A 20,381-nucleotide genomic window follows, 5' to 3' on the forward strand; every position below is an offset into this window, starting at 1 on the left:
GCCGGGGACATGTACCGCAGGTACGTGTCCCCCAATCGAGCCTTGGCTCCAGGGGACACGTACCGAAGACGGTACATGTCCCCGATTGAGCCTACTGCCCGGTCGGGCCCTTGCTGAAGTAGCGGAAGAAGGCGCTGTCCGGCGACAGGACCAGGGTCGTGCCCTGTCCCAGCGACGCGTCATAGGCCTGCAGTGAACGATAGTAGGCCGCGAACGACGGATCCTGGCCGAAGCTGGAGGCGAAGATCTTCGCCCGCTCGGCGTCGGCTTCACCCCGGATGGTCTCGGCTTCCTGCGTTGCGGTCGCGACGATTTCGCGCTGGCGCTGGGCGCCCTCGGCGCGAATGCGCGCGGCCTCCTGCTGGCGAGCGGTCTTCATCCGGTCGAAGACGGCCTCCTGGTTGGCCTCCGGCAGGTCGGCGCTGCGGATGCGAACGTCGATGACCTGCAGGCCGAGCCGCGAGCGGGTCGTCCGGTCGGACAGGTTGTCGCGAACCTGGCGGGTCAGCGCGGCCCGGCGGCGCGAAATGATGTCCTCCGAGCTGACCGAGCCCAGCACCTGGCGGAGCGAGGCGTTGACCACCGAGTTCAGCCGGTCCTTCGCGGTCCGGTCGTCGCCCAGGCCCGTGTAGAAGCGGACCGGATCGTTGATGCGATAGCGCACGAAGGCGTCGACCATCAGGCGTTCCTGGTTCGCCGTCAGGATTTCCTGCCGGACGACCTGGATGGGCTGGTTGCGCTTGTCGAACAGCAGGCGGCTCTCGAGGAACGGAACCTTGATCTTCAGGCCGGGGCCGTCATCGGGCGAAGCGTTCACCGTGCGGACCACTTCGCCGAGGCGGATCACCAGGGCCTGGTGCGTCTGGTCGACGACGTAGAAGGTCTGGCTGAGGACGATCAGGGCGACGGCGGCGACGATGCCGTAGAACGTCAGGCGAGGATTGGTCATTGGGCGCCTCCCGAAACGCGCTGGGGCAGGGCCGGGGTGGTCAGCGTACTGGTGGACGGCGTCGTCACGCGCGGGCGGAAGACGTCCGGCGGCAGGATGATCGGGGCGCTGGCGCCCTTGCTGTCGATGATCACCTTGTTGGTCTTGGTCAGCACCCGCTCCATGGTTTCGATGTAGAGGCGGTCACGGGTCACCCCGGGAGCCAGCCTGTACTGGGCGTAGACCTGGTTGAAGCGCGCCGCTTCACCGGCGGCCTCGCGCACGACCTGCGAGCGATAGCCGATCGCCTGGTTCCGGACCTGGGCGGCGGTGCCGCGGGCCTGGTTGGCGAGCGAGGCGGCGTTCTGGCTGGCGTTGTTCACATCGCGGAAGGCGTCGACGACTTCCTTCGGCGGATTGGCGTCGCTGATCTGCACGCCGTCGATGATGATCCCCGCGCCGTAGCTGTCGAGGATGCGCTGCATCAGCGAGGCGACCTCGATCTGGATCTGTCCGCGGCTGCGGCTGATGATAGCGTCCAGCTCGCTGCGGCCGATTACCTCGCGCATGGCGCTTTCGGCCACGGCCGAGAGGGTGGCCTCCGGATCGCTGATGTTGAACAGGAAGCGGCCGGGGCTGGACACGCGCCAGGTTACCGAAAAGCTCAGATCGACGATGTTCTCGTCGCCCGTCAGCATCAGCGTGTCATCCTCGCCCGTGCCGCCGCCGACGCTCTGGGTGCGGAGCGTCGTGACGTCCAGCTTCTCGGCCCGCTCGATCATCGGAAGGTGATAGCCGATGCCCGGACCATAGCTGCGGGTCCAGGCGCCGAACGTGGTGACGACGGCCTCTTCGCGAGGGCCGACCACGATGATGCCGGCCAGCACGTACAGCGCCAGCAGACCGCCGCCCGCCAGCGGAGCCAGCTTTCGCAGCGGAATCTGGCCGTTGCCGCCGCCCGCGCCGCCCGTCAGGCCGCCGAGGTACGCCTCGATCCGGCGCAGGATATCGTTGAGGTCAGGCGGGGTCCCGCCGGGGCCGCGGCCAGGACCGCGCGGAGCCGGTCCCCCGCGCTCCGGGCGCTCGGGCTCGTTCTTCCCTCCGGACGGGGGCGGAGCGCCCCAGGGTCCGGGATTGCCGTTGTCGTTCCAGGGCATGTTTTGTGCGTCGCTTTTCCGTCGTGTTTCGGCGGGCTTGCAAGCCGGCGCGGTCAAGCGGATATGTGACGCCGCGCCCGCCAAGGCAAGCTGTCCGACATGAGCTTTCATACATCCGCCGACCGAGATGCCGCCCTTGCGGCCCTGGACAAGATCATCGACCCCCGTTCCGGCAAGGGTCTGGCCGCTGCTGGACTGGTCCAGGGGCTGGTTCTGCGCGAGGGCAGGGCGGGCTTTATGCTCGAGGTCCCGGCCGCCGACGCCGCCCGTTACGGCTACATTCGCGAGGCCGCCGAGAAGGCGCTGGCCGGTCTGCCGGGAATCGAAAAGGCCCAGGTGGTGCTGACCGCCTCAGCACCCGAGGGCGTCACGCGCCAGCGCAAGGGCGCGCGGGTCGCCGGCGACCCCAAGGCCGAGCTGAAGCCCCGCAAAGAGGTAAAGCGGCCCGAGAACGTCAAACGCGTCATCGCCGTGGCCAGCGGCAAGGGTGGCGTCGGCAAGTCCACGGTCGCCGTGAACCTCGCCTGCGCCTTCGCGGGCCTCGGCCTCAAGGTCGGGCTGCTCGATGCCGACGTCTACGGCCCGTCCGCGCCGCGGATGATGGGCGTCGACGGCGAGCCGCTGTTCATCGACGGCAAGCTGCAGCCGTTGCAGGCGCACGGCGTGACCGTCATGTCGATCGGCTTCCTCGTCGACGAGGGCTCGCCGATGATCTGGCGCGGGCCGATGGCCTCTTCGGCCGTGCGCCAAATGGTCAACGATGTGCGCTGGGCCACGCCCGAGGCGCCGCTGGACATCCTGGTCATCGACATGCCGCCGGGCACCGGCGACATCCACCTGACCCTTGTCGAGAATTTCGCGGTCGACGGTGTGGTCATCGTCTCGACGCCGCAGGAGATCGCCCTGATCGACGCCAGGCGGGCGGTCGGCATGTTCCAGAAGACCGGGGCGAAGATCCTCGGCGTGATTGAGAACATGGCCTTCTTCGCCGACCCCTCGACCGGCGCGCCGATCCCGATTTTCGGGACCGGCGGCGCGCGGGCGGAGGCCGAGACGCTGGGCGTGCCCCTGCTCGCTGAAATCCCGATCGAGATCGCCCTGCGCCAGGCCGGCGACGACGGCGCGCCGTTGACCGCCGGGGGCGGCCAGAGCGCCGCCGCCGAGGCCTTCAGGGCCGCCGCGAAGGCGCTGCTCTAGGCGCCTGCCGCCGGCGTCGGGGCGGCGGCGACGGCTTCCGCCGCCGACTGTCCGGCGATGGCGGCGGCGTCCCGCGCGTCGAGATCGGCGCGGATGCCGTCATGTCGCTCGCGGCTCAGGCTGTAGCCCCGGACAGCGAACGCGCCGGCCATCACCAGCACCACCGGCGCGATGGCGTAGGTCAGGACCAGCCCGTTCATGGCGCTCCCCGAGTTCACTGCGCCCGGCGCGGCGTTGAAGCCGACCCAGTCGAGGATAGCGAAGGTCACCAGCACCGCTGACGCCGTGCCGATCTTCGAGGTGCTGGACACCAGAGCGTACAGCAGGCCGACCCGGTCCTTGCCGGTCTGGTGCCGCACCTCGTCTCCGACGTCGGCGACCATGGCCCGGATCAGGAAGCCGAGCGAGGCGAGGATCCCGCCCGCGAGGAACATCGCCGGCGCCATCATCCAGAAGGTCTTGCTCGGGATGAAGAAGATCGCCGCCTGGGCCAGCGAATAGGCGGCCGCGCCGGCCATCAGCGTGCGGTGCTTGCCGAAGCGATAGGCGGCCATCGCCCACAGCGGCGCGCCGAAGATCCCCGCGACGATGAAGAACAGCAGCATGACGTTGGCTTCGGTCAGGGTGTAGCCACGCGCCTGGATGAAGAAGAACAGATATAGCGGCGAGGTGATTGCCGGGCCCAGCGTGAACAGCAGGTCCGCGCCCAGCAGTCGCGCCATGGTCGGACGCGCGATCAGCGCCGGGAAGTCGCGCCACGACAGGCGGTCCTCGGCCTCGCGGCGGGGCACGACCGGCTCCTTGACTCCCAGGGCGACGATCAGGGTCGTGATCGGGATCGACAGGACGATCATCCACCCCATGAACGGGACCACCTCGGTGTCGGGCAGCTTGAGGATCAGCGGCAGGATCAGCACGGCGATCGCACCGAAAGTGCCGCTGGCGGAGGCCCAGGCATAGACGCGTGAGCGCTCGTCATAGTTGGTCGCCAGCACGGCGCCCCAGGCCGATTGCGACAGCACCAGAAGCGAAAAGCCGACGTAGAGCACCGACAGCCAGATCAGCAGGTACAGCTGGCTGACGCCGGGCTTGGCGAGAAACAGCTGCCAGACCCCGAGCATCAGCACGGGCGCCGCGACGATCAGCCAGAACCGGTAACGGCCGATCGGCGTGCGGGTGCGGTCCATCAGCAGGCCGAACGCCGGGTCGAAGATCAGGTCCAGCACCTTGACCAGAAAGAAGATGCCGCCCACGGCCGCCAGCGGCAGTCCGAGCAGGCCCGCATAGTGCGGCGGCAGGTGGACCAGCAGCGGCGTGGTCAGGGCCCCGACAGGAATGGTCGCCATCGAGAAGGCGGCGATTGTCCCGGCCTTGATCCGGCCGGACGAATTGCTGTTGCTCAAGTCGGTCTCCCCTGACGCATCTGCGTGCGTCCGGGGGAGGATCGGATCATGCCGCTGGGGAAGAGCAAATGAATTCGTAGCCATGGACAGGATGGCGGACCGGCCGCAAGCTTCCCGGGATCGAGGGGGAGGCTTCCATGCGAACAGGTGTCATCCTGGCGATGGCCGGCGCGACGGTCCTGCTGGGCGCCGTGCAGGCCGAGGCCTTCGGAACCATCCGCAGCCTGGGCCAGAGCGCCGAGCATGAGCGGGTCACGCGGCAGGGGCTCGGAGGCTTCGGCATCGGCCCGGCGACGATGGATGAAATCGCCGGCAAGCGCGGCAGCTTCGGCGCCGTCGGCGCGCCGGACCGGCCGGACCGGGGGCTGATGTCGGCCAGCGAGGTTCACTGCGACAATGGCGACTGGCTCGACCGTCCGGGCTACCCGCGCTCGCGCGAGGAGGCCCGGACCGTGCTGGAGTCCTGCCGGACGCTCATCTTCCTGGGGATGGAGCAGGCGGTCGAGGCCGCCGGGGCGCTGGTCGCCCCTTCCGATGACCTGGCCATCGACATGCGGCAGGCCTCGATCACGCCGGGCTGCCGCTACAATGGCCGGAGCGGCCGGGCCAAGTGCAACGTGCTCGAGAACATGGGTCTCGCGCTTCACGCGGCGCAGGACTTTTACTCCCACAGCAACTGGGTCGATCCCTTGCGGCGAGCGGGCGCGCGGCTGGAGGACCCGCCGGGTATGGGCCAGGCCGCGCCGATCGACTGGCTGGACATCACCCTCGGCGACGCACGCTTTCCCGACGGCCTCATCAGCGGTTGCTATGAAGGCTTTCCGGAAAGCCGGCACTGCGCGGGGCGGGTGAAGCACGCCACCCTCAACAAGGACACCCGGGGCGCGCCGCGCGGGCAGGGCGGCGTCTACACCCTGGCGATGGACGTCGCGGCCGAGGACACGCGGATGCGCTGGGCCTGGTTCGAGCAGCGCGTGCTCCATGTCTACGGCAGCGATCGCGGCCGTCGGATCGTCTGTGTTGTCCGCAGCGACGATCCGGCGAAGTGCCGCGTCTGAGGCGCCTTGCCGGTCCGGACGGCCGCCGCGGCGCGTCCCTGGCTACCGGGTCCTGGCCGTGAGCGCCGGGACCTGCCCGAACTGCCGGTCACACTGCGCGGCGAGCTTGAAGACCTCTTCCGCCTCGGCGGGCGGTCCGGCGGTCTGGAAGTCCTCCAGCGCGGCGTCGAAGGTGGCGAGGTAGATCGCCGAGGCCGCCTCGATCACCGAGCTTCCGCGAAGCACCGCCGCCCGGCGCGCGGCCCAGTCGATCGCGCCGATGTTGCCCTTCAGGCGCTCGGGCATGACGACGCTGAGAATGGCGCCCTGGTTGTCCAGTGCGCCGTAGGCTCCGACGCAGCTCTCGCGATTGACGGGCCACTTGCCGCCATCAGCGGCAAGCGCCGGCGCGGCGAGCAGGCAAAGCAGAACAATGGGCCATGGTCGCATTGCGGTCCCTCCTGTGGATCGCCCCAGAGTCATGCCGCAGAGCGTCGTCCGCATCCCATGAAGGGGGGGAGGGCGCGGACATGGAAAAGGGGGCGCTCACCTGCGTGCGCGCCCCCTCCATGTCGCCTTGCGGGGACATGCGCGGCGCGCATGTCCCGGACTGCATCAGCCGCCGGCCATCTTGCGGAAGAACTTCTGGCCCTGTTCGCCGCCGGCGAAATAGGCCTTCTGGCCGGCCTCGTCGGTGATCTTCGCCCAGTTGTCGCGGACTTCCTCGACCGACAGGCCACCCTCGCCGAGGTAGACGCCCTCGGTCTCGATGATCCGCGACAGCGCGAACACGCCGGCGCCGGCGGTCAGGATCGCGCCCGTGGGGGCCTCTTCCGACACCAGGTAGACCACGCCCGGGGTGACATACTCCGGCTTCAGCTTTTCCAGCACTTCCGGCGGCATCAGGCCTTCGGTCATGCGCGTGGCGGCGACCGGGCTGATGGCGTTGATGTGGATGTTGTTCTTCTGGCCCTCGAGCTTGATGGTGTTCATGAAGCCGATGATGCCGAGCTTGGCCGCGCCGTAGTTGGACTGGCCGAAGTTGCCGTAAAGGCCCGACGAGGATGTCGTCACGACGATCCGGCCGTAGTTCTGGGCCTTCATGATCTCCCAGACCGCCTTGGTCGGCTTCATGGTGCCCATCAGGTGGACGTTCAGCACCAGCTCGAAGTCGGCCACTTCCATCTTGGAGAACGACTTGTCGCGCAGGATGCCGGCGTTCGCGATCAGGATGTCGATCCGGCCCCAGGCGTCCATGGCGTCCTTGACCATCTTGGCCACGCCCGCATCGTCGGTGACCGACGAGCCGTTGGCCAGGGCTTCGCCGCCCATCGCCTTGATCTCGGCCACGACCGCTTCAGCGGCGGCGGAGTTGCCGCCCGAGCCGTCCATCGACCCGCCGAGGTCGTTGACCAGGACCTTGGCGCCGCGCCGGGCCAGTTCCAGCGCATGCTGACGACCCAGACCGCCGCCGGCCCCGGTGACGATCGCGACTTTCCCGTCGAAGCGGATATCGGCCATGTGCGTATTCCTCTGCGCTAACGCCTGTTTGGATTTGGCGGCGTTTTGCGGCGCAGCAGGGTAGGCGTCAAGCGTTGAGGGCGCCTGCGCCTGAGGCTGCGGACGCCCGTCTGACTAATTCGGCCTGGCGTCAGGGGTTTTCATCGCCCGGTCCGCCGGAACGCCGCGGGTGACGACCTTCTGGGCGCCGGCGACCTTGCCGGGCTTCATGAACTTGACCAGCACCCGCTGGCCGATCAGCAGCGGCGCGCCGTCGGCGGTGACGACCACTTCCACGACCCGTTCGTCCGACCGCTGCGAGGGATCGTCCGAGGCCAGCTTGCGCGCGCCGAACACCGCCGCGCGGCGGAGCACCGTGCCGATATAGACCTTGGACGGATCGCCCTCGGGCTGGATCTCGACCTGCTGGCCGACGCGGACGTTGGGGATGTCGCTTTCAACGATCTCGGCGCGGGCGATGCGCGGCGCGTCCGGCTCGAGGTCGAACATCGTCGAGACGTTCAGGGTCGAGGCGCCGGCGCCGGGGTTCGCGTAGCGGCGGGCGATGCGGCCGCTCATAGGCGCGCGGATCGCCGTCAGTTCAAGATTGTACTCGGCTTCGCGCAGGGCGGCCTGCGTGGTGGCGACGGCCGCGCGCTGGGCGCCGATCTGCGCTTCCCAGTCACGGATCGCATCGCGCTGCTGGTCCATGCGCTGGGCGGCGACAAAATTGCCCTCGACCAGGCCGTTCAGTCTGGCGAGTTCGCGGCGGGCGGTATCCAGCTTCACCTGCAGGATGGGGATCTGGGACTGGGCCTGCAGCACCTGGGCGCGGGTGCGTTCAACCGCCAGACGGGCTTCATCGTCTTCCTGACGGGCCAGAACCTGGCCGGCGACAACGCGTTCGCCTTCCTGCACGTAGACGGCCTTGACCACGCCGCCGCGACGGGCGGCCACCTGGATGATGCCGCCTTCGACATCGACCTTGGCGTTGGCGATCGCCGCGTACGGGCTCTCGACCTTGGTCTGCGCGGTCTTGGCCGCTTCCGCCGCCTTCTGCGCCTTGGCCTTGTTCGACATCGTCCAGCCGGCGCCGACCAGGATCAGCAGAACCAGGGCGAACCACAGCCATTTGTTCTTCAGGATAGCGGGCATCGGGTCAGTCCTTCGGGATCGGTCAGTGCTGCGCCAGAGAGGCGTTGGGGTCGGGTGTGCGGCGCTGGTCGTCGATGATCGTGCCGTCCTCGAGCTTGATCACCCGGTCGGCCCAGGCCTCCAGGCGCGGGTCATGGGTCACGCAGATGACGGCGGCGCCGTGCTCGGTCGCGGCGCGCCGCAGCAGCTTGATCACCACCTGTCCGTTCTCGCCGTCGAGGGCCGAGGTGGGCTCATCGGCGAACAGGATCTTGGGGTCCTTGGCCAGGGCGCGAGCGATGGCCACGCGCTGCTTTTCGCCGCCGGACAGTTCGGCCGGGCGCTGGTGCAGGCGCGGGCCGAGCCCAACCTCTTCGAGCGCCTCGATGGCGCGCTTCTTCGCCTTCGCCGGCGACAGGCCCTGGTACTTCAGCACCGTGGTGACCTGCTGCAGCGCCGTCAGGGCGGGGAACAGGTTGAAGCCCTGGAAGATGAAGCCGCAATGGTCGAGCCGGAACCGGTCGATCTTGCCCGACGGCAGCGTCCACAGGTCATCGACATCGAGCACATCGACGCGGCCTTCCTCCGGACGGAGCAGGCCGGACAAGGCCGCGATCAGCGTCGACTTGCCCGACCCGGAGGGGCCCATGACCATGGTCAGGTCGCCGTGGCGGGCGTCGAAGTCCACGCCCTTGAGCACCTCGATGTAGGACTTGGCCGACTTGAAGCGCTTGACGAGATGTCTGGCCTCGATGGCGAAGTCGCCGTGCTTGCCGTGGACCTTGGTGTGAGCGTTCATCGCAGCAGATCCGCAGGCTGGCTGTTCTTGAGCACGCCGAGCGACAGCATCCCCGATCCGATGGCGATCAGGATCAGGCCGGCCCCGACAATGATCAGAAGCGGGATCGGCAGGCCGATGACCACCGCGTTGGCCGCGGCGAACAGCTTGACCAGCCAGGTCAGGCCGATGGCGGCGCCGACGCCGACGCATCCGACCCAGAAGCTGAGCTCGACGACCACCCGCCGCAGCGAGGGCATTCCGACGCCCAGGGCGCGCAGGGCGGCGAACTCCTTGATGTTGGCCATGATCGCGCCGCGCAGGGTCTGCCAGGTGATGGCCACGCCGATGATGATCCCCAGCACGACGCAGCCGCCGATGATGATGACCAGAATGCCTTCCTCGAACATCGCGCCTGCGTTGGCGTCGGCCAGCTCCTGACGGGTCCAGGCCTTCCACTGGCCGTTGCCCATCTTGTTCAGGTCGTCAGCCACCTGCGCCGCGCGGGCCGGGTCGCTGACCTTGACCATCAGGGGGCCGACCCGGGCGCCGGTGTCGGCCTGGCCGAGCAGGCGCAGGGTGTCGCGCGACATGACGATGACCGGCTGCATCATGTTCGGGTAGCCGCGCAGTACGCCGACCACCGTGACGGTCTGGCCGTTGTAGATCGCCTTGTCGCCGAGCTTGACGCCGAGCACCGGCAGCACGGTCTCGTCGATCGCCACGGTGTAGGGTTGCCGCAGGGCGTCGACCAGTTCCGGCGCATAGTCGACGGGAATCGTCACCGACCCGGGCATGGTGTCGATGATGCTGGTCATGACGAACTTCTGCTTCGGCCCCTTCATCCTGGCCCGTTCGGCCTGACTGAGGGTGGGATCGAAGGTCTCCAGCGACTGGAAGGTCCCGCCGGCATTGTCGAACGGCTGCACCTCGACCACCGACGGGTGGTTGTAGACCAGCGGGATGAAACGGCGCGGCACGCCGGACGGGCCGCTCATCATGTTGGTGACGCCCGGCCGCATGACCATGATGTCGGCGCTGGAGCGCTCGGTCTGGGCGGTGAAGCTCTGGCCGATGCCGATGAACACGCCGGTCATGGCGAGCACGAGCAGGCCCGACAGCGCCAACGCCATGACGGCCGCCATGTAGCGGCGCCACTCGTAGATCAGCGTGGCCAACGCCAGCGACATGACAACAACAACTCCCCGAACCGGGTTACCCGGACGCAGCAGGGTTCTGGAACGGAGTTCGCGCCCGGCCAAGTTAAATCGGGGTAAGGCCCTGCCTCCGGGTCTGGTCAGACTCCGAGGCCCGCGCTACGTCGGAAGAACGTCATCGTTCCGAACGGGCTATTCCAGAGAGTGCAATGAACCGTCTCCTGCTGGCCGTGGTCGTCGCCCTGTCCGGGGCCGTCGCGGCTGTTCCGGCCCTTGCGGATGAAGGCATGTGGACGTTCGACGGGTTTCCGTCAGCGCGCGTCCGGGCGGCCTACGGCGTCAATATCGACAAGCGGTGGCTGGAGCGGGTGCAGGCGGCGACGGTCCGCATTCCCGGCTGCTCGGCCTCGGTGGTGTCGAAGGACGGTCTGATCCTGACCAACAACCACTGCATCGTGTCCTGTCTGGTCGCCCTGTCCGACGAGGACGCCGACCACCTCAAGGACGGCTTCCTGACGGACGCCCGGACCGAGGAACGGACCTGCCCGGGGATGTTCGCCGAGATCCTCGTCTCGATCACCGACGTGACCGCGAAGATCACCGCCGCGACCGCCGGAAGGACCGGCAGCGACTATGTGCAGGCGCGCGACGCCGCGACGCTGGCGGCCGAGACAGAGGTCTGCAAGACCGTTGCGGCCGGCCGCTGCCAGACGATCAACCTGTTCCGGGGCGGCAAGTTCGCTGTCTATCGCTACCGCCGGTACACCGATGTGCGGATGGTGTTCGCACCGGAGTTCGCGGCAGCCTTCTTCGGCGGCGATCCGGACAACTTCAACTTCCCCCGCTTCAATCTCGATTCCAGCTTCCTGCGCCTCTACGACAACGGCAAGCCGGTGAAGACGCCCTATTATCTGGCGTGGAACGCGGCGGCGCCCAAGGCCGGCGACGTGACCTTCATTCCCGGGAGCCCGGGTTCGACCGAGCGACTGCTGACGATGAGCCAGCTCGAAACCGCCCGTGACCTCGCCGTGCCGACGAGCCTGCTGCAGCGGTCCGAGTTGCGCGGGCGACTGATCGAATTCGGCCGCCGCTCGCCCGCCGCGCAGAGGATGGTCGCGGACGCGATCTTCGGAACGGAGAACGCTTTCAAGGTCGCCTACGGCCGGCAGCTCGCCCTGAACGACGCCGGCTTCATGGCCGCCCGGCGCAAGGCGGAGGCAGAACTGCGAGCCAAGGTGGCCGCGGACAAGACTTTGGCCGCACGGGTCGGCGACCCCTGGGCGGATCTGGAAGCGGTTCAGCCTGCCTATTTCCGCGACTACCAGCCCTACCGGCAGCTCGAATCGGACGCGGGCCGTAGCTCGCGCCTGTTCGACTGGGCGCGCCTGCTGGTCCGCGCCGCCGAGGAGCGTCCCAAGCCTTCGACCGAGCGTCTGCCGGAGTTCACCGACGCCCGCCTCGCCGCCGCGGAACGCCGCGCCCTGAGCCCGGGCAAGATCGAGCCGGAGCTCGAGCAGCTCTATCTCGAGTTCTGGCTGCTCAAGGCGCGGGAGTATCTCGGGACCGACACCGCGACCCTGACGATGCTGCTGGGTTCCGAAAACCCCCAGGGCCTCGCCGCGCGACTGGTCACGACCACCAAACTCGGCGACCCGGCGGTCCGCAAGGCGCTGTGGGAGGGCGGAGCGGAGGCCATCAAGGCGTCGGACGATCCGCTCATCAAATACGCGCTGAAGATCGACGCCGCGGCTCGCGCCGCGCGCAAGGCCTGGGAGACCGACGTCACCGCGCCGACAGACCAGGCCGCCGAGCGCGTCGCCCAGGCCCGGTTCGCGGCCTATGGCGACAGCGTCTATCCGGATGCGACGTCGAGCCTGAGGCTGTCCTACGGCAAGGTCGCCGGCTGGACCTGGCGTGGAGCCGAGACCGGCCCCTACACCACCTTCGCCGGACTGTTCGCCCGGGCCACTGGCGCGGAGCCCTACGCCCTGCCGCCGCGCTGGGCGGCGGCGAAGGAAAGTCTGAACCCCGACACGGTGTTCAACTACGTCACCACCAACGACATCATCGGCGGCAATTCCGGTTCGCCGGTCGTGAACGCGCGCGGCGAGGTTATCGGCGCCGTCTTTGACGGCAATATCCACAGCATCGCCGGCGCCTATGGTTACGACGAGGCGGTCAACCGCAGCGTCGTCGTCTCGACGGCGGCCATCACCGAGGCCCTGACCAAGGTGTACGGCCGGGATGCGCTGGTGAAGGAATTGACCGGCAAGTAGCTGCAGTTTGTATCCGCGCTGAAACAGGGAATGGTTCTGGCTGTGTCCTGAGCGCTCCGGCCGTTCCGGAGCGGCGTCTGCGGTTTGACCGCGAGCGCCTCCTGACAGTGGGAGAACCTCATGACCCCAACCAGTATAGGCGGATCGTCCGCCCTGCAGCAGCAGCTGCAGGCGATGTTCGCCAAAGCTGACCTCAATACCGACGGTCAGCTATCCAGGGACGAATTCCAGTCGATAGGGCAGAACCTGCCGGAACCCGGCAGGTCTCGACCGGCGAGGGCGAGTCACAGCAGCGGCGGCGGCGGCGAGAATTTCGCTTCTGCAACAATGGGTTCGTTGCTGTCCATACAGGAGTCCCGAGCCGCCGAGGTCTTCGCCGGCGCGGACTCGGACGGTGACGGAACCCTGACAGCCGAGGAAATGGCGGCTGACATGGCGGCACATGCACCACCAGGAGCAGCCGGCGCGGACACGGCGGCGATGGCCGCCAACTTCCTCAGCAAGGCCGACGCGGACGACGACGGCGTCTTGTCGATGGAGGAGTTCAAGAGCGCCGCTCCGAAGGGGCCGCGACCTCCACCACCGCCCGCTGAGGGCGGGGCCGTAACTTCAGCCTCAACCTCAACGGACCCGCTCGACACGGACGGCGACGGCAAAGTGAGCATGGCGGAGCTGCTGGCGTCCCTGCAGACCACGGACCAGACCGCCTCGGGCTTCTCCACCGAGGCGTCCGATCTGCTGGCTCGCCTGATCGAGCAGCTGACCGCCGACAGCGGTGTAGCGACGACGTCGCTGGCGGCATAGTCGGCATGTGGGTCGGGCAGAACGCCCGGCCCTTGCGCGCCAGCCCGCCTTCGTAGTCAATCGCCGTGAAGGGCCGGGGGACTCAAGACCCGGCCGGGGGATCTGGATGTTTCGGCTCGAGAACGCGCAAAGCCTCGTGGGCATCGCCCTTACGCTCCTTGTCTGCTGGGCGCTGTCGGAGGACCGGTCGCGGTTCCCGTGGCGGCTCGCGCTCGGCGCCCTGGCGGTTCAGGTCGGGCTGGTGCTCCTGCTGTTCGGCCTGCCCGCCGCGCGGGGCGTGGTCCAGGGGATCAGTGATGGCGTCGACGGCCTGTCGGCGGCGACGGCCCAGGGCACGCAGTTCGTGTTTGGGTATCTCGGCGGCGGCAACCAGCCCTACGTCCTCAGCGACGCCCAGGGGCCGTTCGTCTTCGCCTTCCAGGTCCTGCCGCTGATCCTCGTGATCTCGGCGCTGTCCGCGCTGCTGTGGCACTGGGGCGTGCTGAAGCTGATCATCCGCGCGTTCGGCTTCCTGTTCGAGAAGACCATGGGCATGGGCGGCGCGTCGGCCACGGCCACCGCCGCCAACATCTTCGTCGGCATGGTCGAGACGCCGATCATCATCCGCGCCTATCTCGACAAGCTGACCCGGTCGGAGCTGTTCATGATGATGGTCGTCGGGCTGGCCACCGTCGCCGGCTCGACCATGGTCGCCTACGCCACCATCCTCAAGAACGCCCTGCCGAACGCCGCCGCCCATGTGCTGGTGGCCTCGGTGGTCTCCGCGCCGGCCGGCGTGTTGCTGGCCCGGTTGATGGTGCCGGAGAAGCGCGGCCAGACCGGGGTTCAGGTCGACTACACATCGCTGCTGAAATACGACAGCTCGATTGATGCTATCACCAAAGGGGTCGCCGACGGCCTGATGGTGGTGCTGAACATCTCGGCCATCCTGATCGTGTTCGTCGCCTTCGTGGCGATCGGCAACGGCCTGCTGGGCCTGCTGCCGCCGCTGTGGGGCGAGCCGGTGACCATCGAGCGGCTGCTCGGCATCGTGTTTGCGCCGCTGGCCTGGAGCATGGGCATCAGCTGGGACGAGGCGCCGAAGGCCGGCTGGCTGCTGGGCGTGAAGCTTATGCTCACCGAGTTCATCGCCTTCATCCAGCTGGGCAACATCCCGGAGGGCGAGATGACCGAGCGGACCCGGATGATCATGACCTACGCCCTCTGCGGCTTCGCCAATGTCGGGTCGGTCGGGATCACGGTCGGCGGCATGGGCGTGCTGATGCCCGAGCGCCGCGCCGAGGTCATCAGCATGGTCTGGAAGGCCCTGCTGGCCGGCTTCCTCGCCACCTGCATGACGGCCGCCGTCGTCGGCGCCATGCCGCGCGAGCTGTTCGGAATTCTATAAGAAAATCAGAGGGAAGCGCCGTGAAACTCTACGACAGCCTGCGGGCGCCAAATCCGCGGCGGGTACGCTGGTTCCTGGCCGAGAAGGGCGCGGAGGATCAGGTCGAGATCATCGACGTCAGCATCTTCAACGGCGAGCACAAGCAGCCCGACTATCTGGGCAAGGCCGGCCTGGCCAACGTGCCGATGCTGGAGATGGACGACGGGACGGCGATCACCGAGTCGGTGGCCATTTGCCGTTATCTCGAAAGCGTCTTCCCCGAGCCCAACATGTTCGGCCGCGATCCGAAAGAGGTGGCTGTCATCGAGATGTGGTGCCGCCGCACCGAGATGATGCTGGCCACGCCGCTGATGATGACCGTCCGCCACAGCCACCCGGCGCTCGCCGCGCTGGAAAAGCAGATCCCCGAGATCGCCGAGACGAATCGGGCCGGGGCGACCCGGACGATGAAGTTCTTCGACCGTCGGCTGGCCGAGAGCGAGTTCATCGCCGGCGACCGGATCACCATGGCCGACATCCTGGCCGCCACATCCATCGACTTCGCGCGGATGGCCAGGTTCCGCATTCCCGAGGAGATGACCAACGCCACGCGCTGGTATGCAGCGATGATGGCCCGGCCGGCGGCCGTGGCCGGAACGGTGGCGGCCTGATGCGCGCGCTGCTGGTCGCCGTCGCCCTGGTCCTCTCGCCCGTCGCGGCGCTGGCCCAGACGCTGACCGTGACCAACGCCGAAGGAAAGGTGACCACCTTCTCGCCTGAGGCGCTTGCGGCGCTGCCCCGCGCCGAGGCCCGACTGGGCGGCAAGACGGCTTACGACGGGGTCAGCCTGTCGGCCGTGCTGCGCGAGGCCGGCGTGCCGCAGGGGCCGCGTCTGCATGGCAAGCCGATGCAGGCCTTTGTCGTGGTCACGGGCAAGGACGGCTATCGCGCCGTGCTGTCGATCGTCGAGACCGACGCCAGTTTCCGCGACAGCGCGATCATCCTCGCCGACCGCCGCAAGGCCGGACCGCTGGCGGCGGAGGAGGGGCCCCTGCGCCTCGTCATCGACGCGGACGCGCGACCTGATCGCGGCGTGCGGCAGGTGGTTTCTGTAACGGTGGTGGCTGCGCCCTAGCTGTCGTGCCGGCGCGCGCCGGGCGTCAGCCCGAGCGGTGCTCGCCGCGCTCGTGGATCACGCTGGCCCGGCCGACGATCAGGTCGTCCACATCGCCGACACGGGCCGGGTCCTTGCCCGTGTAGGGGAGCGAGCGGAGAATGTAGCGCATGGCGTTCAGGCGGGCCCGCTTCTTGTCGTCGGACTTGATCACCGTCCAGGGCGAGTCCGCTGTGTCGGTGTGATAGAACATGGCTTCCTTCGCCCGGGTGTAGTCATCCCATTTGTCGAGCGAGGCGAGGTCCACGGGTGACAACTTCCATTGCTTGAGGGGATGCACCTTGCGTTCCTTGAAGCGGCGACGTTGTTCCTCGCGGCTGACGGAAAACCAGAACTTGATCAGGTGGGTGCCACTGCGGGCCAGGTTGCGTTCGAACTCCGGCGCCTGGCGCAGGAACTCGACGTACTCGTCGTCGCTGCAGAAGCCCATGACCCGCTCGACGCCCGCCCGGTTGTACCAGCTGCGATCAAACAGGACGATTTCACCGGTGGTCGGCAGGTGCTGGACGTACCGCTGAAAATACCATTGGCCGCGCTCAACATCGCTTGGCTTCTCCAGCGCGACGACCCGGGCACCCCGTGGGTTGAGGTGCTCCATGAACCGCTTGATGGCGCCGCCCTTGCCGGCGGCGTCGCGTCCCTCGAACAGGATGATCACCCGCTGGCGGGAATCCTTCACCCAAGCCTGAAGCTTGAGCAACTCGGTCTGCAGGACGAACTTCTGCTGTTCGTAGTCCCGGCGCAGCATCTTGTAGCGGTAGGGATAGGCGCCGCTGCGCCAGTCGGGCGCCAACTCGTCGCCAGCGTGGCGCGGTTGTCGCGGGGCCTTTGGCATGCCGAGTGAGCGGCGCATCCGCTCGGCGTCATCGGGCGAAGCGCCGTCGAGCAGCGCCTGCACGTCGCCAAGGTCCGGGCCTGAGTTCGTCCGGGCGACGTCCGCGAGGGCCGCCAGTTCGGCCTCCTGCACAGCTTCGGTGCGGGCCTCCGCCAAGGTTTCCACAACGTCGGGCACGCCGGTCCCCGTCTCGTCCTGGTCCATTCTCGCCCCCGGTTCAAAGGCGCCGGCTTAGGCCGGCGCCGCCAACGCGTGAGCCTAGCGACCCGGCTCCGAGCCGAAGTTGACCTGCATCAAGCGGAGCGTGGCGCGGACGGCCTGGGGGGCCGGGTCAGGCCTTCGACTGACGACGCGGCAGGGCGTCCCACTCCCGCCGCAGCATCGAGAACAGGTGCGAGGAGTGATAGGCGCCGTTCCGGTGGCGGTAGACCTCGCGCACGGTCCCTTCCTGCACGAAGCCCTCGCGCCGGTAGACGTGCGTGGCGCGCGGATTGAGCACCGCCACGTCCAGCTCGAAGCGGTTGGCGCCGAACCGCTCGAACACGCGGTCGATCAGGATCGGCATCATCCGGCGGCTGAGGCCGGTGTCGGTCGCCGCCGCGCCGATGCGTTTCAGAAGCACCACGCCGTGAGGCTCGGCCAGTTTCGAGAGAATGGCGAAGGCCTCGACGATGCTGTCCTCGCGCCAGACGAAGTAGTGGTCGTTGGTCGAGGCCATCCGCGCGGCGTGTTCCTCGGCCTCGAAGTGGCCGATGAACAGCTCGTAGGCCGGGTTCCGCTCGATCGCCATGATCGCGGGGATGTCATCCGGCGTCGCGTCGACCAGGGCCACGTCAGAGCCTCCGGGCGACCCGCTTGATGACGCCCGAGAAGGACAGCATCGGCGCGCCGCCGGTCGAGACCAGGCCGCGGATGAAGACCATCGACTTGCCGGCCTTGACCACCTCGCCGGTCGCCTCGACGAGGTCGCCCTCGTGGGCCGGGCCGATGAACTCGCCGTTGAGGCTGACGGTCACCGCGTGGCTGCCCTCAAGATGTTCGTGAGCGAGGGCGAACAGGGCGAAGTCGGCGAAGGTCAGCATGCAGCCGCCGTGCATGAACCCGCCGCCGTTCATGTGCTTGCGCTCGGCGCGGAAGGCGCAGCGCGTCGTTCCGTCGTCCTCGACGCGGAAATAGTAGGGGCCAGACTGGGTCTCGAACGGATCTCCGTCCCAGGTCCGCCAACCGGCCCACTGGCCTTCCGATACAGGTCGCGGTCCGTTTGAGACCTCGTTGCCGCCGTCCATGAGCTGTGATCCTTTCGTCGGGCGTTCTTAGCCGGGGATCGGGAACATGCGAACAGGGATTGCGCGGTGGTGCGTCGCGATGGCGTGCATGCTGCTGACGGCGCTGTCGCCCGCGGCAATGGCCGCCGACGGCGTGATCACGCGCCTCCAGTTTCGTGATCGGGTCGTTGCGCGGCTCGAGGCGGCCAACCCGGACTTCAAGGTGAAGGTCTTGTCCCTGGACGAGCTTGAGGTGACCGGCGTCGGCGAGGGCGAGGTGCGGATGTACCTCGGCAACGCCTATCGGCAGTACCTCAGCGACCCGTCGTCGCTCGACCAGGTGATCATGCGGTTCGTCGGTGTCGCGGTCTCGGCAACGGCCGCGGAGGCAGAGGATGCTCCGCTCGCGCCGGCCGATCTGCGGCTGTTGATCCGCCCGGCGGGCTTCCTCGACGAGGTCGGCAAGATGCGCGCTCGTTCCGGAAAGCCGACTCTGGACACTGACCTGCCGGTCAGTCGGCCCCTGGCGGGCGACCTCGTGGTGCTGCTCGGCCTCGACCACCCCCAGAGCTACTCCTATCCACCGCGGGCCACCGTCGAGGAGGCGCTTCCCTCCGCGGACGCCTGGACGCGGGCGCTGGCCAACACCGGCGCCGCCGTGGGAAAAATCCGGACCGAAGCACTCCGCGACGGCGTCTCGATGGTCACCACCGAGAGCGGGCTGGGGCCGAGCCTGCTTCTGCTCGACAACGTCTGGACGCAGGCGCCGCTGAAGGGCAAGGGCGACCCGATCGTCGTCGTCTTCTCGCGGACGGCCTTGCTGCTGGGTTACGAGGGCGATCCGGAGTCCATCGATGCGCTGGTGGCCATCCTGAAGTCCGAACGGGCCTTCGCCGGCAACGATCTGGTCAGCGATCAGCTGTTTATTCGCCGCAACGGCCGCTGGGAGGTGTTTGATCCTGCTGCGCCCCGGCGTATGCCTCGCGAAGCCAGTCTGGACCGCGCCGCATGACCTCACCTATCGAAGACGCCATTCTCGACCTGCTCAAGGCCCTGCCGCCGGGCAAGAGCATTGATCCGTCAGAAGTGGCCAAGATCATCCAGCCCGAGCGCTGGCAGCGTGTGCTGGGTCAGGTGCGGTCGACGGCTGTCGGCATGGCGCGGGCGGGGACGGTCGTCATCACCCGCCACGGCAAGCCCGCCGACCCCGACAGCTTCCGCGGCGTCTATCGCCTGCGCCTGCCGCCGGCCTGAGCCGCCCTTTAATCGCCAGACTGTCGCGGGCAATCTGAGGCCATGAACCGTCGCCTGTTCCTGCTCTCCGCCAGCGCCGCCGTGACCGGGTGCGCGCCGATGATCCAGGTTGCGGGCGCGCCGGACCCGGGGTTCGGCGGGCCTGCGCTGGAGGGTGAGACCTTCATCAGCTTCGACGGCGGCCGGATGGGTCTCAAGCGCTGGCTGCCGGAGGGGGAGCCGACCGTGGTCGTGGCCGCCCTGCACGGCATGAACGACTATTCCAACGCCTTCCATTTCGCTGCGCCGGTCTGGGCGCAGCAGGGGATCGCTACCTACGCCTACGACCAGCGGGGCTTTGGCCGATCGCCGGGGCGTGGCGTCTGGGGCGGCGAGGCGTTGATGACCGAAGACCTGCGGGTGTTCGTCGCTCTTCTGCGCGAGCGCCATCCGCGCGCCGCGCTGGTCGTGGCCGGCGAGAGCATGGGCGGGGCCGTGGCGATCGCCGCCTTCGCCTCGGACCGGCCGCCCGCCGCCGACCGCGTCGTGCTGATGGCCCCGGCGGTCTGGGGCTGGGCAGCCCAGCCGCTGCCCTACAAGACGGCGCTTTGGTTCACGGCGCATCTGGCCGGGGAGACCGTGATCAAGCCGCCGGCCTGGGTGACCGACCGCGTCCATCCCAGCGACAACTACGAAGAACTCGTCGCCATGGGCCGCGACCCGATGCTGATCTGGGGCGCGCGCAATGACACCCTCTACGGGCTGGTCGATCTGATGCAGACGGCCTGGGAGTCGACCGGGCGGATCCGCGTGCCCGTGGGGTACTTCTACGGGGCCAACGACGAGGTCATCCCCAAGGCGCCGAGCTTCGAGGCCGCCGCCCGTCTGGGGCCGGGAAGCCGCACGGCCTACTACAACAAGGGCTACCATCTGCTGACGCGCGACCTTCAGCGTGCGGTGGTGATCGCCGACATCGCGGCCTTCATTCGCGACCCGATGGCGAGCCTTCCTTCCGCGCCGCCGCCAATCCCCGCGCCGACGCGGCGGCCCGCCTGAGGATCATTCCGGCTTGTCGGGGCGGTTGACGGAGCGTAAATCGCCGGCGCACGTTTCTCCCCCGAATTGCCCCGGAACCCG

Annotated in this window: 21 protein-coding genes; 10 read left to right on the top strand and 11 right to left on the bottom strand. The window is 68.3% G+C overall.

Annotation, left to right across the window (positions count from 1 at the left end; genetic code table 11):
• Positions 1 to 91: 91 nt before the first annotated feature.
• Positions 92 to 949 carry a protease modulator HflC gene (gene hflC / locus AC3WJT_RS10865; protein WP_492343132.1) on the bottom strand — a complete coding sequence of 286 codons (858 nt, stop codon included), beginning with the start codon at positions 947 to 949 and terminating at the stop codon, positions 92 to 94.
• Positions 946 to 2,085 carry an FtsH protease activity modulator HflK gene (gene hflK, locus AC3WJT_RS10870; RefSeq protein ID WP_492343133.1) on the bottom strand — a complete coding sequence of 380 codons (1,140 nt, stop codon included), beginning with the start codon at positions 2,083 to 2,085 and terminating at the stop codon, positions 946 to 948. Before hflK ends, hflC begins: the two co-directional genes overlap by 4 nt.
• A gap of 99 nt (positions 2,086 to 2,184) precedes the next feature.
• On the opposite strand from hflK, the gene AC3WJT_RS10875 reads away from it, so the two are divergent.
• Positions 2,185 to 3,282 carry an Mrp/NBP35 family ATP-binding protein gene (locus AC3WJT_RS10875; RefSeq protein WP_492343134.1) on the top strand — a complete coding sequence of 366 codons (1,098 nt, stop codon included), beginning with the start codon at positions 2,185 to 2,187 and terminating at the stop codon, positions 3,280 to 3,282.
• Here the strand turns inward: AC3WJT_RS10875 and AC3WJT_RS10880 are convergent.
• On the bottom strand, positions 3,279 to 4,685 hold the full coding sequence (locus AC3WJT_RS10880; protein WP_492343135.1) for an MFS transporter: 1,407 nt from the start codon (positions 4,683 to 4,685) through the stop codon (positions 3,279 to 3,281). The two genes, AC3WJT_RS10875 and AC3WJT_RS10880, sit on opposite strands and share 4 nt — an antisense overlap.
• Before the next feature lie 137 nt (positions 4,686 to 4,822).
• Between AC3WJT_RS10880 and AC3WJT_RS10885 the strand changes: the two genes are divergently transcribed.
• Positions 4,823 to 5,743 (top strand): hypothetical protein, encoded by a 921-nt coding sequence (locus AC3WJT_RS10885; protein WP_492343136.1) that lies wholly within the window; start codon positions 4,823 to 4,825, stop codon positions 5,741 to 5,743.
• Positions 5,744 to 5,785: 42 nt separating this feature from the next.
• On the opposite strand, the gene AC3WJT_RS10890 is transcribed toward AC3WJT_RS10885, so the two are convergent.
• The 5 genes from AC3WJT_RS10890 to AC3WJT_RS10910 all read right to left on the bottom strand — a co-directional run bounded on the left by AC3WJT_RS10890 (position 5,786) and on the right by AC3WJT_RS10910 (position 10,324).
• Positions 5,786 to 6,172 carry a hypothetical protein gene (locus AC3WJT_RS10890; protein WP_492343137.1) on the bottom strand — a complete coding sequence of 129 codons (387 nt, stop codon included), beginning with the start codon at positions 6,170 to 6,172 and terminating at the stop codon, positions 5,786 to 5,788.
• A gap of 165 nt (positions 6,173 to 6,337) precedes the next feature.
• Positions 6,338 to 7,243: an SDR family NAD(P)-dependent oxidoreductase gene (locus AC3WJT_RS10895; RefSeq protein WP_492343138.1), complete on the bottom strand. Its 906-nt coding sequence runs from the start codon at positions 7,241 to 7,243 to the stop codon at positions 6,338 to 6,340.
• Positions 7,244 to 7,357: 114 nt separating this feature from the next.
• On the bottom strand, positions 7,358 to 8,377 hold the full coding sequence (locus AC3WJT_RS10900) for an HlyD family secretion protein (RefSeq protein WP_492343139.1): 1,020 nt from the start codon (positions 8,375 to 8,377) through the stop codon (positions 7,358 to 7,360).
• A gap of 22 nt (positions 8,378 to 8,399) precedes the next feature.
• Positions 8,400 to 9,155, bottom strand: coding sequence for an ABC transporter ATP-binding protein (locus AC3WJT_RS10905; RefSeq protein ID WP_492343140.1), 756 nt, complete (start codon positions 9,153 to 9,155; stop codon positions 8,400 to 8,402).
• Positions 9,152 to 10,324 (bottom strand): ABC transporter permease, encoded by a 1,173-nt coding sequence (locus AC3WJT_RS10910; protein WP_492343141.1) that lies wholly within the window; start codon positions 10,322 to 10,324, stop codon positions 9,152 to 9,154. Before AC3WJT_RS10910 ends, AC3WJT_RS10905 begins: the two co-directional genes overlap by 4 nt.
• A gap of 176 nt (positions 10,325 to 10,500) precedes the next feature.
• On the opposite strand from AC3WJT_RS10910, the gene AC3WJT_RS10915 reads away from it, so the two are divergent.
• From AC3WJT_RS10915 to AC3WJT_RS10935, 5 genes are all read left to right on the top strand, one after another.
• Positions 10,501 to 12,567 (top strand): S46 family peptidase, encoded by a 2,067-nt coding sequence (locus AC3WJT_RS10915; protein WP_492343142.1) that lies wholly within the window; start codon positions 10,501 to 10,503, stop codon positions 12,565 to 12,567.
• Positions 12,568 to 12,687: 120 nt separating this feature from the next.
• A complete protein-coding gene (locus AC3WJT_RS10920; protein ID WP_492343143.1) occupies positions 12,688 to 13,371 on the top strand; it encodes an EF-hand domain-containing protein in 684 nt (227 codons plus the stop codon).
• Between the two features lie 106 nt (positions 13,372 to 13,477).
• Positions 13,478 to 14,758, top strand: a complete 1,281-nt coding sequence (locus tag AC3WJT_RS10925) for a NupC/NupG family nucleoside CNT transporter (protein WP_492343144.1) — start codon at positions 13,478 to 13,480, stop codon at positions 14,756 to 14,758.
• 20 nt (positions 14,759 to 14,778) lie between these two features.
• A complete protein-coding gene (locus AC3WJT_RS10930) occupies positions 14,779 to 15,408 on the top strand; it encodes a glutathione S-transferase family protein (protein WP_492343145.1) in 630 nt (209 codons plus the stop codon).
• Positions 15,408 to 15,872: a molybdopterin-binding protein gene (locus AC3WJT_RS10935; RefSeq protein ID WP_492343146.1), complete on the top strand. Its 465-nt coding sequence runs from the start codon at positions 15,408 to 15,410 to the stop codon at positions 15,870 to 15,872. The genes AC3WJT_RS10930 and AC3WJT_RS10935 overlap by 1 nt, the downstream gene beginning before the upstream one ends.
• Before the next feature lie 25 nt (positions 15,873 to 15,897).
• Here AC3WJT_RS10935 and ppk2 read toward each other — a convergent pair whose 3' ends face one another.
• From ppk2 to AC3WJT_RS10950, 3 genes are all read right to left on the bottom strand, one after another.
• Positions 15,898 to 16,950: a polyphosphate kinase 2 gene (gene ppk2, locus AC3WJT_RS10940; RefSeq protein WP_492343147.1), complete on the bottom strand. Its 1,053-nt coding sequence runs from the start codon at positions 16,948 to 16,950 to the stop codon at positions 15,898 to 15,900.
• Positions 16,951 to 17,077: 127 nt separating this feature from the next.
• Positions 17,078 to 17,578, bottom strand: coding sequence for a GNAT family N-acetyltransferase (locus AC3WJT_RS10945; protein ID WP_492343148.1), 501 nt, complete (start codon positions 17,576 to 17,578; stop codon positions 17,078 to 17,080).
• A 1-nt stretch (position 17,579) separates the two neighbouring features.
• Positions 17,580 to 18,032, bottom strand: coding sequence for a PaaI family thioesterase (locus tag AC3WJT_RS10950; protein WP_492343149.1), 453 nt, complete (start codon positions 18,030 to 18,032; stop codon positions 17,580 to 17,582).
• Positions 18,033 to 18,120: 88 nt separating this feature from the next.
• Here AC3WJT_RS10950 and AC3WJT_RS10955 point away from each other — a divergent pair, with 88 nt between their 5' ends.
• From AC3WJT_RS10955 to AC3WJT_RS10965, 3 genes are read left to right on the top strand one after another with little or no spacing between them, the layout of a single operon-like run.
• Positions 18,121 to 19,023 carry a hypothetical protein gene (locus tag AC3WJT_RS10955; RefSeq protein WP_492343150.1) on the top strand — a complete coding sequence of 301 codons (903 nt, stop codon included), beginning with the start codon at positions 18,121 to 18,123 and terminating at the stop codon, positions 19,021 to 19,023.
• Complete coding sequence (locus AC3WJT_RS10960) at positions 19,020 to 19,265, top strand: DUF3253 domain-containing protein (protein ID WP_492343151.1); 246 nt, start codon at positions 19,020 to 19,022, stop codon at positions 19,263 to 19,265. Before AC3WJT_RS10955 ends, AC3WJT_RS10960 begins: the two co-directional genes overlap by 4 nt.
• A 42-nt stretch (positions 19,266 to 19,307) precedes the next feature.
• Positions 19,308 to 20,300 carry an alpha/beta hydrolase gene (locus AC3WJT_RS10965; RefSeq protein WP_492343152.1) on the top strand — a complete coding sequence of 331 codons (993 nt, stop codon included), beginning with the start codon at positions 19,308 to 19,310 and terminating at the stop codon, positions 20,298 to 20,300.
• Positions 20,301 to 20,381 lie beyond the last annotated feature (81 nt).

Source organism: Caulobacter sp. FW305-C-30-S16, assembly GCF_058783025.1.